14 protein-coding genes and 1 pseudogene are annotated in these 13,373 nt (G+C 63.1%); 6 read left to right on the forward strand and 9 right to left on the reverse strand.

Going from position 1 to position 13,373, the window contains the following annotated elements; all coding sequences use genetic code 11:
- Positions 1-119 (reverse strand): annotated as a pseudogene (locus NP945_RS06275) (adenosine kinase); the annotation flags it as partial.
- Between the two features lie 221 nt (positions 120-340).
- Between NP945_RS06275 and NP945_RS06280 the strand changes: the two are divergent.
- Together NP945_RS06280 and NP945_RS06285 are read left to right on the forward strand one after the other, a co-directional pair.
- Positions 341-1,258, forward strand: a complete 918-nt coding sequence (locus NP945_RS06280; protein ID WP_256745860.1) for a DMT family transporter — start codon at positions 341-343, stop codon at positions 1,256-1,258.
- A 175-nt stretch (positions 1,259-1,433) separates the two neighbouring features.
- On the forward strand, positions 1,434-2,144 hold the full coding sequence (locus NP945_RS06285; protein WP_127266633.1) for a sulfate transporter family protein: 711 nt from the start codon (positions 1,434-1,436) through the stop codon (positions 2,142-2,144).
- Between the two features lie 9 nt (positions 2,145-2,153).
- Here the strand turns inward: NP945_RS06285 and NP945_RS06290 are convergent, their stop codons facing one another.
- The 6 genes from NP945_RS06290 to NP945_RS06315 form a co-directional block, all read right to left on the reverse strand.
- The gene (locus NP945_RS06290; protein ID WP_256745861.1) at positions 2,154-3,152 is read right to left on the reverse strand and encodes a proline racemase family protein; all 999 of its coding nucleotides are present in this window, start codon (positions 3,150-3,152) and stop codon (positions 2,154-2,156) included.
- A 14-nt stretch (positions 3,153-3,166) separates the two neighbouring features.
- On the reverse strand, positions 3,167-3,970 hold the full coding sequence (locus NP945_RS06295; RefSeq protein WP_256745862.1) for an isocitrate lyase/phosphoenolpyruvate mutase family protein: 804 nt from the start codon (positions 3,968-3,970) through the stop codon (positions 3,167-3,169).
- An 80-nt stretch (positions 3,971-4,050) separates the two neighbouring features.
- Positions 4,051-4,905, reverse strand: coding sequence for a hypothetical protein (locus tag NP945_RS06300; RefSeq protein WP_256745863.1), 855 nt, complete (start codon positions 4,903-4,905; stop codon positions 4,051-4,053).
- Between the two features lie 72 nt (positions 4,906-4,977).
- Positions 4,978-5,640 (reverse strand): HAD family phosphatase, encoded by a 663-nt coding sequence (locus NP945_RS06305; RefSeq protein ID WP_256745864.1) that lies wholly within the window; start codon positions 5,638-5,640, stop codon positions 4,978-4,980.
- A complete protein-coding gene (dut, locus tag NP945_RS06310; protein ID WP_127321744.1) occupies positions 5,640-6,125 on the reverse strand; it encodes a dUTP diphosphatase in 486 nt (161 codons plus the stop codon). Before dut ends, NP945_RS06305 begins: the two co-directional genes overlap by 1 nt.
- Positions 6,126-6,529: 404 nt before the next feature.
- Positions 6,530-7,000, reverse strand: a complete 471-nt coding sequence (locus tag NP945_RS06315; protein WP_127332244.1) for an Lrp/AsnC family transcriptional regulator — start codon at positions 6,998-7,000, stop codon at positions 6,530-6,532.
- Positions 7,001-7,115: 115 nt separating this feature from the next.
- Here NP945_RS06315 and NP945_RS06320 point away from each other — a divergent pair, with 115 nt between their 5' ends.
- The 3 genes from NP945_RS06320 (at position 7,116) to NP945_RS06330 (ending at position 9,884) form a co-directional block, all read left to right on the forward strand.
- Positions 7,116-7,364 carry a DUF6356 family protein gene (locus NP945_RS06320; RefSeq protein ID WP_127323170.1) on the forward strand — a complete coding sequence of 83 codons (249 nt, stop codon included), beginning with the start codon at positions 7,116-7,118 and terminating at the stop codon, positions 7,362-7,364.
- A 15-nt stretch (positions 7,365-7,379) separates the two neighbouring features.
- The gene (locus tag NP945_RS06325; RefSeq protein ID WP_127266625.1) at positions 7,380-8,180 is read left to right on the forward strand and encodes a class II glutamine amidotransferase; all 801 of its coding nucleotides are present in this window, start codon (positions 7,380-7,382) and stop codon (positions 8,178-8,180) included.
- A 330-nt stretch (positions 8,181-8,510) separates the two neighbouring features.
- Positions 8,511-9,884: an amidase gene (locus NP945_RS06330; protein ID WP_256745865.1), complete on the forward strand. Its 1,374-nt coding sequence runs from the start codon at positions 8,511-8,513 to the stop codon at positions 9,882-9,884.
- Here NP945_RS06330 and NP945_RS06335 read toward each other — a convergent pair.
- The gene (locus NP945_RS06335) at positions 9,878-10,951 is read right to left on the reverse strand and encodes an FAD-binding oxidoreductase (RefSeq protein WP_127266622.1); all 1,074 of its coding nucleotides are present in this window, start codon (positions 10,949-10,951) and stop codon (positions 9,878-9,880) included. The two genes, NP945_RS06330 and NP945_RS06335, sit on opposite strands and share 7 nt — an antisense overlap.
- 236 nt (positions 10,952-11,187) lie before the next feature.
- Here NP945_RS06335 and NP945_RS06340 point away from each other — a divergent pair, with 236 nt between their 5' ends.
- A complete protein-coding gene (locus NP945_RS06340) occupies positions 11,188-12,780 on the forward strand; it encodes a peptide chain release factor 3 (RefSeq protein WP_127808105.1) in 1,593 nt (530 codons plus the stop codon).
- A gap of 76 nt (positions 12,781-12,856) precedes the next feature.
- On the opposite strand, the gene NP945_RS06345 is transcribed toward NP945_RS06340, so the two are convergent.
- On the reverse strand, positions 12,857-13,327 hold the full coding sequence (locus tag NP945_RS06345; protein WP_127266620.1) for a VOC family protein: 471 nt from the start codon (positions 13,325-13,327) through the stop codon (positions 12,857-12,859).
- Positions 13,328-13,373: the final 46 nt, after the last annotated feature.

Consider the following 13,373-nt stretch of genomic DNA (forward strand, 5'->3'; position numbering starts at 1 on the left):
GTGTCGATGAGGTTCATCGCGCCCTTGATGATGCCGTTGGTCTCGAGGAATTCCTCGTCGCACTGGGCGATGATGTCGACAATGGCATTGCCGATGCAAAGCACGTCATAATCCGGCATCAAAATCTCCGCCAAAACCCGAGCCGGCTTCTTGCCACGCCGGTCCGGCGCGGGTCTAGCGATTTGAAACCGGTTTGCCTAGGGCGTGACACGCAACTTTGGCGGAACAGGCAAAAGGCGCATCAGCCGCGAGGCGCTATGACAATTCGACCGTGGCCGAAGCATTTCATCGCCGGACCGCCTACAAGCATGGCTCACCCGATCCCGTCTGAAGGCGAGCCATGCCGACAAAGAACGAGCCTGCAAAGAACGACATGACCACCGACCTTGCGCTGCTCGTCGTGCTGGCGGTGCTCTGGGGCGCCTCCTACACCTTCATCAAGATCGGCGTCGAAACCATCCCGCCGGTCACCTTCATCGCCGCCCGCACCCTGATTGCCGGTGGTATCTTGTTTGCCATCCTCCGCTGGCGCGGGCTCGCCATGCCGGGCGATGCGGCAAGCTGGCGCCGCTTCGCCTTCCAGGCCTGCCTCAACAGCGTCATCCCGTTCACCCTGATCGCCGCGGCGGAACGTTCGGTCGATGCCGGCCTCGCCACCATCCTGAATGCGACCTCGCCGATCTTCACCTTCCTCTTGACAGCGCTCATCACCCGCCACGAGCCGGTCACGCTGCGCAAGCTGATTGGCGTGGGCGCCGGCATTGCCGGCATCTGCCTCATCATCGGCACGCAGGCACTGGGTGGCCTCGGTCACGAGTTGTGGGCGCAGTTGGCCATCGTAGCGGCAACAATCTGCTATGCCGGGGCCGCCATTTTCGGCCGCGGCTTCAAGGGTCTCGATCCGATGCTGCCTGCCGCCGGTTCGATGCTGTGCGGCGCCGTCATCCTCGTGCCGCTCAGTCTTGTGTTCGACCAGCCGTGGACGCTGGCGCCTTCGATCGCATCGATTCTGGCCCTGCTCGGCCTGTCGGTGTTTTCCACCGCACTGGCCTTCGTTATCTATTTCCGCCTCATCCACACGCTGGGTTCGGTCGGCACCACCTCGCAGGCCTATCTGCGGGTGCCGATCGGCGTCGGCATCGGCGCCCTTTTCCTCGGCGAAAGCCTAGGCTCGACGGCATGGCTGGGCATGGGTTTTGTCGTGGCTGGGGTCGCCGCCATGACCATTCCGGTTCGAAAGCCAGCATTTGCGCGGTAGAGCAATTCCAGGACAAGTGTGAAGCGGTTTTCCCGGGAAAAGCGCATAGCGCTCTCCCATTGGGGATTGCGTCAAAGCAAAAGAACCGGCCTGCTTGCGCTCATGCCGTGCTCTGCTTATCTCGGAAGCATCCGCCTTTTCGACGGTGTCTGGTGTGACCTAGGGGTAAAGCACGGTGATTTTCGACGCTGCCCGCACTGCGGCCCTCGAGCTGCTCTCGCCTCCCTTTCGGGCCGTGTTCCTCAAGACATTGGGTCTGACGCTGCTGGCGCTTGTCGCCTTGTGGTTCGGCCTGACCAGCCTCGTCGAGTGGCTCGCCCTGCCGTGGCTGCAGACGCTGTTGCCCGGCATACCGTCCTGGGCCGGCTGGCTGGGTGGCATCATCGCCGCGATAGCGCTTGCCTTCGGCATGGCATTGCTCATCGCGCCGGTGACGGCTGTTGTCGCCGGCCTGTTCCTCGACGATATCGCCGAAGTGGTCGAGCGCACCGACTATCCCGGCGATCCGACCGGTCGCGCCATGCCGGCGCTGCGCTCGCTGGTGCTGTCGGCGCGATTCCTCGGCGTCGTCATTCTCGGCAACATCGTCGCCCTGCTGCTTCTGCTGGTGCCGGGCGTCAACATAGCCGCCTTCTTTATCGTCAACGGCTATCTGCTCGGGCGCGAGTTCTTCGAATTCGCTGCCATGCGCTTTCGCGGGGAAGAAGAGGCCAGGGCCTTGCGCAGGCACTATGCCGGCACGGTGTTTCTCGCCGGGCTGCTCATCGCGGCTTTCCTCGCCGTGCCGTTGCTCAACCTGCTGACGCCGCTCTTCGCCGCCGCCGTGATGGTGCATCTGCACAAGGCGATCTCGGTGCGGGAAGTGGCTCGCTCCTCGCGCCGCTGAGCATTTTCTTCAGCGCAACAGGAATCCGCGTCCGAGCTCGTCGTCCGCTTCGACGATAAACTCCGTCCTGCCACTATAATAGGCGCGGCCGCCGACGCGGGCGATGATCGCCCCGTGCGGGCCAGCCTTCGCAGTCCGCACCACGGCTCCCGAAAAACGCGAGCCGGCAATGCTTTCGAATGTGCGCGTCTGTCCGATCGCGATCTCGCCCTTGGCATGCATGGCTGCCAGCCTCGCGGTGACGCCGGAACCGGTCGGCGAGCGGTCGACCTCCGCCTCGGCGAAGACGCAGATGTTCTTGGTCACCCCATCGGAAAAAGCATCGCGGCCATCGGTCAGGATGGTGCCGTAGAGGAAGGCAAGGTCGCCGTGGTCGGGATGCGACAGCGGAAATTCGGCCTTGAGCCTGTCCGTCAGCGCGGTTGCCGCATCGACGAAATCGCGCACCCGGCTTCTGCCGAATTCGAGCCCGAATTGGTAACAATCGGCCAGCGCGTAGAAAGCCCCGCCATAGGCGACGTCGAAGCCGATCGTGCCGTGGCCCGCCAGCTCTATCGTCCGGCCGCCGGCGAACAGGAAGGCCGGCACGCTTTCGAACGACACCGCACCGGCCTTGCCGTCCCTGACCTCGACCGAGGCGACGACCAGCCCGCACGGCGCCTCGATATTGACTGTCGTGATTGGTTCCTGTTTCGCCACCAATCCTTCATCTACGGCGTAGCGGCCGAGCGCGACGATGGCGTGGCCGCACATCGTCGAATAGCCCTCATTGTGCATGAACAGCACGGCGAGGTCGGCGCCGGGCAGGTCGGGTTCGACCAGCAGGGCGCCATACATGTCGTAATGGCCGCGCGGCTCGAACATCAGGATCTTCCTGAGATGATCGAGATGGTCGCGCACATAGGCGCGCTTTTCCAGGATCGTGCCCTTGGGGACACTGGGATAGCCGCCGGTGACGATCCTGAGCGGCTCGCCGCCGGTATGCATATCGACGACGGTAAGCGTCATGCGATGGGCCCCGTTCAAGCTGAAGACTTGCCGAAGAGGGCTTGCAATTTGCCGAACGGCATGGCGGCGCGGGTGAAGCCGAAGGTGCCGTCCTGCTGGATCTCGCGCGCCGCCGTTTCCAGCATGCCATAGGCGAAATTGGTCAGCCACGGCCCGAGCGAGATGCGCTTGACGCCGGCCATGGCGAGGTCGGCGATGGTGAAGCCAGGCTTTGCCATGACATTGACCGGCTTGTTGACCGCCGAGCAGAGCGTGCGGATCATCTCGACATCGCCGATGCCGGGCGCATAGAGCACGTCGGCGCCGGCCTTCTCGAAGGCCTGCAGCCGCTTGATGGTGTCGTCGAGGTCGGACTTGCCCCACAGGAAATTCTCAGCCCGCGCCGTGAAGACGAAATCGCGCTTCAGCGCCCGCGCCGCCTCCGCCGCCGCCGCAACGCGCTCGACGGCGTGCGCGAAATCATAGATCGGCTTGTCCGGATCGCCGGTGTGGTCCTCGATCGAGCAGCCGGCAAGACCGGCCGCTTCCGCCGCGAAGATGGTTTCGGCGGCCTGCTCGGCGCTGTCGCCCTTGCCTTTCTCGAGGTCGGCGGAGACAGGCAGGCTGGTCGCCGCCGTCACCTCGCGGCAATGGTGGATCATCTGGTCGAAGGTTACGGCGCCATCCGGCAGGCCGCGTGAAAAAGCAAAGCCGGCGCTGGTCGTCGCCAGCGCCGTGAAACCGAACGAGGTCAGCAGCTTCGTCGTGCCAATATCCCAGGGATTGGGCATGACGAAGGTCGAGGCATGCAGGTCGCGAAAGATCTTGCCCTTGTCCATGGTAGTTCCCCCATCATGTGCGGTGTGGCTAAGCGGATTTTATCCTGCCCGATTTGACCGGGCAAACGAATGCGGTTGGTTCAGAAGCGATTGGCGTTCTCTCCTGCCAATTTGTCCAGCGCGTCGGAATCCTTGGTGTAGCGCGATGTCTTCTTGTCCCAGTGATAGGTGACGGAGATCTCGTGGGACTCTGGTCTGGGCGGAGTGTCGTCGCAGCTTTCGCCGTTCAGCACAGTAGAGTCGGTCACGGTCACCTTGATGGCGGCATAAGGCTGACCATCGGCAATGCCCTGAAAAGCTACATCCTGCTTGCGGCTGTAGGCGCACAGGTTTTCATCGAACGTATAGATCATGTCGATCGGTTCGAACTTGTCGTCGCGGATCATGATCAGCGGCGTGATCACATAGTTCTGGCTCGAATTGAAATGCGCGCTCATGGTGATGAGGACGTCATCGTTGGCGCCGACGGAAAGCTTGCCCGGTTCGCGGAAATAGGTGCCGCGGTCGAGCGCGACATTGACGGCGTCGAGCAGCTTTGGCTTGGCCGTGATGTCGTAGAGCGCCAGCACCGCATAGCCTTCGGCGCTGTCGGGAGAATCGCCAAGGTCGAACAGCATGGTCAGCCGATCCTTGCCGCCGGCCTTGATGGCGAGCACCGCGGCATTGGAAAAGCTCGAAGTCTCGGGCGGCGAACCGCCGCTGTCCGGTCCCTCGATATGACGCATCTCGATCGGCAACCCACCCCTATAGAAGCCGTCCTTGTCCGCAGCGAGATCCGGAATGACCATCCTCGCGAGGTCGAGATAGGTGACATCCGTGCGGCCAGGCAGAGCGCTGCCGAGCTCCGGAAAGCTGATGGCTTGCGCGCCGGCCGCGGTCCATAGAAACGGCGCCAGCATCAAGGCGAGGATGAGGCGGAGCAGGCTGGGGTTCATGCGTGGCCTCGAGTTGGCGGTGCCAAGCTAGCACGGACAATCGAGGCGTACAGCTGCAGGCTGAAGATCAGGTCAGTGGATCGGCACCAGCCCGGCCAGCTCGCGCATGTCGTCGAACAGGATGCCGCCGGCCTGGATCAGGCCGGCGCGGTCGGAATAGGGATCGGCATGGTAGGAAAACACCCGCATGCCGGCGGCGATCCCGGCCTGCGTGCCGGCGACGCTGTCCTCGATGACGATGCAGTCGGCAGGCGCGAAGCCCATGGTCTTGGCCGCATGCAGGAACAGGTCCGGGAACGGCTTGCCACGGCTGACCATGGTCGAGGAAAACATCGCGTGTTCGAACAGCGGCAGCAGCCCGGTCTGGCCAAGCGTGATGTGCATCTTCGACACCCGGGCCGAGGTGGCGACGCAATAGGCGATACCGGCTGAACGCACGGCTTCGACGAACTCGCGGACGTAGGGGATCGCTTCGACGCCGTGGGCAAACAGGTCCGGCAGGCCGGCGTTCCAGCGATCGACGAAACCGGCGCCGAGCCTGACGCTGGTCTCTTCTTCGATCTCTTTCTGCACCGACGCCATGCTGCGGCCGGAGAAATTCTTGCGGCAATATTCGAAGCTTGTCGGATAGCCGGCAGCGGTCAGGCATTCGGCGAGACGCCGATTGGCCAAATTCTCTGTATCGACCAGAATCCCGTCGCAGTCGAAGATGACAAGCTTAGGCAGTTCAGACATCAGGCGGTGCCGGTCGATCCGAACCCGCCCGCGCCACGCGCCGTACCACCGGCCAGACTGCGCTCTTCCACGGTCGCCTGGGCCACCGCAGCGAAGATGATCTGGGCGATGCGCATGCCGCGCGTCACGGCAAAGTCCTCGTCGCCGAGATTGATCAGCAGCACCTTCACCTCGCCGCGATAATCGCTGTCGATGGTGCCGGGCGTGTTGAGGACGGTCAGGCCGTGCTTGAAAGCAAGTCCGGAGCGCGGCCGCACCTGGCCCTCCATGCCTTCCGGAATTTCCAGGATCAGCCCGGTCGGCACCAGAGCGCGCTTTCCCGGAAGGATCAGCAGCGGCCGGTCGTCCGGCACCGCGGCGCGCAGATCCATGCCGGCGGCACCAGTGCTTTCATAGGCGGGAAGGGGAAGTCCTTCAGCATGCGGCAACCTGACGAAGCCGACGGTCGGACCGATAACGGAGGAAGTTTGAAGGGCTGCGCGCATAAAATCGATCCTATCGGCGCGAACGGCGATTCGGTCAACTCGACTGTAATTCTGTCAACGGCTTTCTTTTGGGCGGCACGATGGCCGGTCCGGTAGTGGGTCGCCTAACTGTTCGAATTTCGATATGTTGGCCGCATGGATAATCAGGCCGATGACCAACCCGACATCTTAGCCCTATTGAGAAGCACTGCAGAGTCTAGCAAGCGTCTCGCTGAGGCCATGTTGAAGGCCTATGCAGCAAACGCTTTGCCAGAACCAGCGACGCCGGACGATATCGCTCATTGGAAACAGGTTTTGGTGGATGCCAAGTCAGAATTGCTAAGGCTACACGAGGCCCACCGGACCTAAAGACCAGAAGCGCCCAGTTCATACCGAGACACTACCCAATCCCACATGCGGTGCCCCTAACGCAGTTCCATCGGAACGACGGTCGTTTCCTTGATTTCCTCCATCACGAAGGACGCGGAAACGTCCGACAGCGCCACCTTGGCAATCAGCCGCTGATAGAGCCGGTCATAGGCCTTCACGTCGGCGACGCGGGCGCGCAAGACATAATCGAGGTCGCCGGACATGCGGTAGACGCCGATGATCTCGGGAAAGCCGGTCACCGCCGCCCGGAACTTCTGCAGCCACTCCGGATCGTGGTTGGACGTGCGGATCAGGATGAAGACGGAAAGGCCAAGCCCGAGCTTTTCGGCATCGACCAGCGCCACCCTGCCGGTGATGACACCAGCCTCTTCCAGCCGCCTCACTCGGCGCCAGCAGGCATTGCGCGACAGCGCCACCCGTTCCGACAGCTGGTCGACCGACAGCGTGCCGTCGCGTTGCAGCTCAGTGAGCAATTTCCGGTCGATTTCGTCAATTTCCAGCGTCATGTGGGATGTTTGTCCCAAGGATCACCGAAATACAAGGACATTTTGAGACCGATGAACCGGCGAAGCGTGTCAGGATACACATATCAGGAACTTGAAGCGCTGAAGGGGAACCAGCATGTCGGTCGCCAAGATTTTCACCTCTCATCCGGCCAAGGTCGGCGAAACCTATTTCAGCCACATGGGCTTTGCCGCCTGGTTTTCGTCGCGCCTGTTGATGGCGGCTTGTGCTGCGCTCGTTCATGCTTTCTTGCCATTTCTGTTTGAAACTACCGCCAGCCGAATCGTTCGCGAGCTTTATGAGCGGACGCACAACAGAGGCACACACGCGATCAAGGAGCCTGCGGCTCTTATGGATCGCGCCTAGAGGACGACAGAAGCGATGTGCCGGTGGGCGGCCTATCTCGGTGAAGCGGTCTTTCTCGAAGACATCCTCACGGCGCCCTGTCACTCGCTGATCGCCCAGAGCCATTGCGCCCAGGAAGCGAAATCGCCGACCAATGGCGACGGCTTCGGCCTTGCCTGGTATGGCGACCGCCCGGAGCCGGGTCTCTATCGCGATATCCTGCCGGCCTGGTCCGATCCCAATCTGAAAAGCCTGTGCCGGCAGATCAAATCCGGCCTGTTCCTCGCCCATGTACGGGCGTCCACCGGCGGCGCCACCAGCCGCATGAATTGCCATCCGTTCATCTCCGGCGCCTGGTCGTTCATGCACAACGGCCAGATCGGCGGCTTCGAGAAGATCCGCCGCGCGCTGGAGAATTCGCTGTCAGACGCCGTCTTCGACCAGCGCGAAGGCACCACCGATTCCGAACTCTTTTTCCTGCTGATGATCGACGAAGGGTTGGCCGGCGATCCGCAAGGCGCGGTGTCCCGCGCCACTAGCCGCGTGCTCGAAGCCTCGCGCCGCGCCGGCCTCGAACCAGCGCTGAAGCTCACCGCCGCCTTCTCGGATGGACAGGCGCTGCATGCGGTGCGCTATGCCACCGACGCCCACGCGCCGACGCTCTACACCTCCGTCTTGCGCAAGGGCGGCGGCCGCTGCATCGTGTCCGAACCCTTCGATCGCGAGGGTGGCGACTGGCAAGCGATCCCGCCATCGAGTTTTGTCACGATGACGCGGGACGGCATCAGCATTCGCCCGTTTGCTCCGGCGGCGGCAAAGCTGGCGCTGGTCGGGTAAGTTTCTTCGCCGGATCGCAAATGCTGCAAAGTCGCGGGCCAGCGCCCCCCTCTGTCCTGCCGGACATCTCCCCCTCAAGTGGGGAGATTGGCAGCTTCGCCGACCGCGCGTTCTTGCAACGTTGAAGATTGGCGAAAGCCGTGACGCTATCCAATCTCCCCACTTGAGGGGGAGATGGCCGGCAGGCCAGAGGGGGGCGCCGTAGAGTGCCGACATCGGCAGCACAACTTCGATCAAGCACTAGCGAATACCGAATGCTCAACTCCGCTTGAAATCGCGCCGCGTTCCGCCAATTGGTCAGGCACGCGTGGCCAAGCCGGAGCATTCCTCATGGACATCGTCTTCTCCTCAACCGTCGATCTCGCTACAGCCATCGCCAAGCGCAAAATCTCCGCCGTGGAAGCACTCGACGCCTATCTGGCGCAAATCGATGCGCACAACCATGCGGTGAACGCCGTCATCTCGCTCGACAGGGAAGGCGCCCGCGAGCGTGCCAAGAAGGCGGACGCTGCCCAGGCGCGCGGCGCCGCACCCGGACCTCTGCATGGCGTGCCGTTCACGCTGAAAGACATGCACGAAACGTCAGGCATAAGGACCACGGTCGGCTTCCCGCCCTTTGCCGACTATGTCGCCAAGCAGGACAGCCCGGTCGTCATCAGACTGAAAGCGGCCGGCGGCGTGCTGATGGCCAAGACCAATGTCGCGGCCATGCTTTCGGACTGGCAATCGAACAACCCGCTGTTCGGCCGCACTAACAATCCATGGAATCTCCAGCGCACGGCGGGAGGCTCCAGCGGAGGCGCGGCAGCGGCAATTTGCTTGGGGATGACGCCGTTCGACGTGGGCACAGACATGCAGGATTCGATCCGGCTGCCAGCCGCCTTTTGCGGTGTTTATGGCTTGAAGCCGACGGAGCATCGTGTCTCGCTGGCCGGTGCCTTCCCCGATCCCGGCGGTGCCGCGCGCAGCGTACGGCTGATGTCCTGCCTCGGGCCGTTGGCGCGCAGCGTGCAAGATTTGGCGCTGATTTATCAAATCATCGCCGGCCCGGATGGAAGCGACACCGATCTTGCTCCGGTGCCGGTCCAGGATATGCCGAAGCTCGACCCTAGGACATTGCGCATCGCCTTCGCGCCGTCCTTTCCCGGCTTTCCGGTGGCCGGCGACATCAGCGCCGCGGTCGAAAACCTCGCAAGGCAGCTGCAATCGGCCGGTGCCCTCGTTGAGGAGGCAAAACTGCCGAAACTCGATCTGCACCACGATCTGGAGCAGGGCGGCGCGCTGATCGGCATGATGCTGGAGGCCGCCCAGCCGGAGTCGCCGGAGAACCCGACACCGGTCTCGCATTGGTTCGAGGCACTCGCCCGCCGCGACAGGTCCATTCTCGCCTGGGACCGGTTTTTCGAAAACCATGACGCGCTGCTCTGCCCGGTCGCCATGACTTCCGCCTTCCCGCATTGCGAGCCGGGCACGCCGATCACGGTCGACGGCAAGGAGCAGAGCTACTGGATGCTGCCGGCCTATGGCGCCGTCTTCAACTACAGCGGCCATCCGGCGCTTTCCATCCCATGCGGACAGGGCAGCGAGGGCTTGCCGATCGGCTTGCAACTGGTCGGCAAACGCTGGTCGGAGTCACAGCTGCTCGGCATCGCCAGGGCAATCGAACCACTGACCGGCGGCTTTCGGCGTCCGCCCGCCTATTGAGCGAAACGCGACAATCCATAAGGGGCAAGTAAGGGGTCGCGCTCGCCGTCGAGGATTTCCCGAGCGGCGAACAGGCCGATGGCCGGCGCCAACGTGATGCCGGAATGCATGACGGCGACATAGACACCGTCCAAGCCCTCGGCGCGGCCAATGATCGGAAAGCCGTCGATCGGCGTCGGCCGGTAGCCGACCGTGTGGAAATCGAGTTCCAACCCATCGCTGTCGCGCAGCATGGCCTTCATGGCCGCAAACAGGGCGTGGGCGGTGGCTTCGGCATCCATGCCCGGATCGGCTCCGCCAAAATCCGAGCCGGCGATGATGCGGCCTTCCGCCGTCTGGCGCATGTGCAGCCGCTCGGCCAGCACCAGCCCGTTGAGCAGCTTTTCGTGCGGTCGCGAATGGACGATCAGGCCGGGCGGCGTTTCGATCGGCAGGTTGATCCCGGCGGTCGCGGCGATCTCCGGCGAGCCAACGCCGGCCGCGACCACCACCTCGTCCGATGCAATCAGGCCATGCGATGTGTCGACACCGGTGATCCTGCCGCCGGTCTGGACCAGGGCCGTCACCGTGCTGGAGATGGTCTTCGCGCCATGTCGCTTCGCGTCTGCCAATAGGGCACGGACGGCGGCCACGGGCTCTGCGACACCTTCTTCGGCAACATGCAGGGCAAAATCCGGAAGCTCGGTGAGATTGGGCTCGATGCGCGCTGCACCGGCGCGGTCGACTTGGCTGATGCCATAGCCCCAGGCGGAATGTTCCGTGGCGTAGGTTTCCATGTCGGCCGCCGGTAAGTCCCAGCACAGGCCGCCGCACCAGCTCAGCGGCAGGTCGGGCAGGTCCTGCGCCAGCCGCGACCATTCGGCCATGGCGCGGGTGCGCAGCCGGAAATAGGGCTCCGGATTGCCCCAGCTGGCGTTGATCCAGGCGAACGAATTTGGCGTCGCCACCCCACCGGCAGCACTGTCGGCAATCACCGTCACTTGCGCACCCGCTCTGCTCAGATGCCAGGCGGTGGAGGCACCGATGATGCCGGCGCCGATGACGATTACTTGTTTCGCCGCAGTCATGCTTGCTCCTCTGCCTCGTCATCCGGAGGGATGTTCATCCAGTGCCATCCCGGCAGCCGCTTGCCAACATCGCGCAGCGTAAAATATGCGGCAATGCACTGGCCGGAGCCACAGCACGACTGAGCTGTATGCTCTGACGGTGAGGCGGCGATCAGCAGCGCCCGAGCCGCCGGACCGGTCGACAGGCCGGCACTGCGCTGCTAGAAGCCCGGCCTGTCACACGGAAATCCCAGAGAATGCCCGAAGCAATAGAAGAAGAAGTGGCGCGCCGCCGCACCTTCGCGATCATCGCGCACCCGGACGCCGGCAAGACGACGCTCACCGAAAAGCTGCTGCTGTTCGGCGGCGCCATCCAGCTCGCCGGCGAGGTCAAGGCCAAGAAGGACAAGATCCAGACGCGGTCCGACTGGATGAAGATCGAGCGCGAGCGCGGCATCTCGGTCGTCACCTCGGTGATGACCTTCGAGTATGAGGACAATGTCTTCAACCTGCTCGACACGCCCGGCCACGAGGATTTCGCCGACGACACCTACCGCACGCTGTCGGCGGTCGACTCGGCGGTCATGGTCATCGATGCCGCCAAGGGCATCGAGCCGCGCACACTGAAACTGTTCGAAGTCTGCCGGCTGCGCGACATTCCGATCATCACCTTCATCAACAAGATGGACCGCGAAAGCCGCGATCCGTTCGAGATTTTGGACGAGATCGAACAGAAGCTGGCGCTGGATACTGCCCCCGTCACCTGGCCGATCGGCCGCGGCAAGAATTTTGCCGGCACCTATCATCTGGCGCTGAATGCCGTGCGCAGGGGCGACGCGGAGAAAGAACGCACGCCGGTCAACGGTCCCGATTCCAACCGCGTCGCCGGCTTGCTGCCGGAAAACGAGCGCGAAGCCTTCATCGAGGAACTGGAGCTCGCGCGAGAAGCGTGCAGACCCCTTGATATTGAGGCCTTCCGCGAGGGCCATCTGACGCCGGTCTATTTCGGTTCGGCGCTGCGCAATTATGGCGTGCGCGACCTGATCGAGGCACTCGGCGCTTTTGGACCGCCGCCGCGCGCGCAGGAGGCCGACACCCGCAAGGTCGAGGCGACCGAAGAGAAGATGACGTCCTTCGTCTTCAAGATCCAGGCCAACATGGATCCCAATCACCGCGACCGCATTGCCTTCGTCCGCGTCTGTTCGGGCAAGCTCGAGCGCGGCATGAAGGCCAAGCTGGTGCGCACGGGAAAACCGATGTCGTTGTCGGCGCCGCAGTTCTTCTTTGCCCGGACCCGCGTTACCGCTGACGAGGCTTTTGCCGGTGATGTCGTCGGCATCCCCAACCATGGCACGCTGCGCATCGGCGACACGCTGACCGAAGGCGAGGAGATACTGTTCCGCGGCGTTCCGAATTTCGCCCCGGAAATCCTGCGTCGTGTGCGCCTCGGCGACGCGATGAAGGCGAAAAAACTCAAGGAAGCGCTGCACCAGATGGCAGAGGAGGGCGTCGTGCAGCTGTTTTCGCCGGAGGATGGCTCGCCGGCCATCGTCGGCGTCGTCGGCGCGCTGCAGCTCGACGTGCTGAAGGAACGGCTGAACTTCGAATACACGCTGCCGGTCGAATTCGAGATGTCGCGGTTTTCAGTCTGCCGCTGGATATCGGCCGACGACAAAGCCGAGACGCTTCGCTTCATCGAGGCGCATCGCGGTGACATCGCCCGCGACCTCGACAATGATCCGGTGTTCCTCGCCCAGCACGCTTTCTCGCTGAACTACGAAGCGGAACGCTGGAAGGCGATCAAGTTTGCCACGATCAAGGACTATCAGGTCCGCGACAAGGCGGCGTAGGCGCCAGTTTTCCCTTCTCCCCGTTCACGGGGAGAAGGTGCCCGAAGGGCGGATGAGGGGCAGCGCCGACCCTCGACTATCCTCTCGCCGCTTCCTCGATCCTGGCGATGTCGATCTTGCTCATCTGCATCATCGCCGACATCACGCGGCCGGCCTTGGCCCGGTCCGGATCCAGCAGCAGGCGCGGCAGCTGCTCCGGCACAACCTGCCAGGAGACGCCGAATTTATCCTTCAGCCAGCTGCATTGCGACGGTTGGCCGCCACCTTCGATGAGCTTGTCCCAGAAGTAATCCACCTCTTCCTGCGTCTTGCAGTCGATCGACTGCGACATCGCCTCGGTGTGCTTGAACTGCGGTCCACCATTGAGCGCCTGGAATTGCACCCCGTCGAGTTCGAACGTGGTCACCAGCACCTTGCCTTCATCGGCGTGGCCTTCGGGCCAGCGCATCACGCTCAGCACCTTCGAATTCTTGAAGATGGAGACGTAGAAATTCATGGCCTCTTCGGCCTGGCCGTCGAACCACAGGCAGGTGGTGATCTTTTGCATGTCGTGCTCCTCGGGTTGTTTGGTTGCGTTACGGCGAAACGGCTGA

The sequence above is a fragment of the Mesorhizobium sp. LMG17149 genome, assembly GCF_024518695.1.
Lineage (GTDB): Bacteria > Pseudomonadota > Alphaproteobacteria > Rhizobiales > Rhizobiaceae > Mesorhizobium.

Bases quoted from the DNA above. Each gene is read 5' to 3' on its own strand.
- NP945_RS06335 (WP_127266622.1), bottom strand. From the start codon at position 10,951: ATGACTGCGGCGAAACAAGTAATCGTCATCGGCGCCGGCATCATCGGT.
- NP945_RS06305 (WP_256745864.1), bottom strand. From the start codon at position 5,640: ATGTCTGAACTGCCTAAGCTTGTCATCTTCGACTGCGACGGGATTCTG.
- NP945_RS06330 (WP_256745865.1), top strand. From the start codon at position 8,511: ATGGACATCGTCTTCTCCTCAACCGTCGATCTCGCTACAGCCATCGCC.
- NP945_RS06290 (WP_256745861.1), bottom strand. From the start codon at position 3,152: ATGACGCTTACCGTCGTCGATATGCATACCGGCGGCGAGCCGCTCAGG.
- NP945_RS06325 (WP_127266625.1), top strand. From the start codon at position 7,380: ATGTGCCGGTGGGCGGCCTATCTCGGTGAAGCGGTCTTTCTCGAAGAC.
- NP945_RS06315 (WP_127332244.1), bottom strand. From the start codon at position 7,000: ATGACGCTGGAAATTGACGAAATCGACCGGAAATTGCTCACTGAGCTG.
- NP945_RS06295 (WP_256745862.1), bottom strand. From the start codon at position 3,970: ATGGACAAGGGCAAGATCTTTCGCGACCTGCATGCCTCGACCTTCGTC.
- NP945_RS06340 (WP_127808105.1), top strand. From the start codon at position 11,188: ATGCCCGAAGCAATAGAAGAAGAAGTGGCGCGCCGCCGCACCTTCGCG.
- NP945_RS06345 (WP_127266620.1), bottom strand. From the start codon at position 13,327: ATGCAAAAGATCACCACCTGCCTGTGGTTCGACGGCCAGGCCGAAGAG.
- NP945_RS06300 (WP_256745863.1), bottom strand. From the start codon at position 4,905: ATGAACCCCAGCCTGCTCCGCCTCATCCTCGCCTTGATGCTGGCGCCG.
- NP945_RS06320 (WP_127323170.1), top strand. From the start codon at position 7,116: ATGTCGGTCGCCAAGATTTTCACCTCTCATCCGGCCAAGGTCGGCGAA.
- NP945_RS06280 (WP_256745860.1), top strand. From the start codon at position 341: ATGCCGACAAAGAACGAGCCTGCAAAGAACGACATGACCACCGACCTT.
- dut (WP_127321744.1), bottom strand. From the start codon at position 6,125: ATGCGCGCAGCCCTTCAAACTTCCTCCGTTATCGGTCCGACCGTCGGC.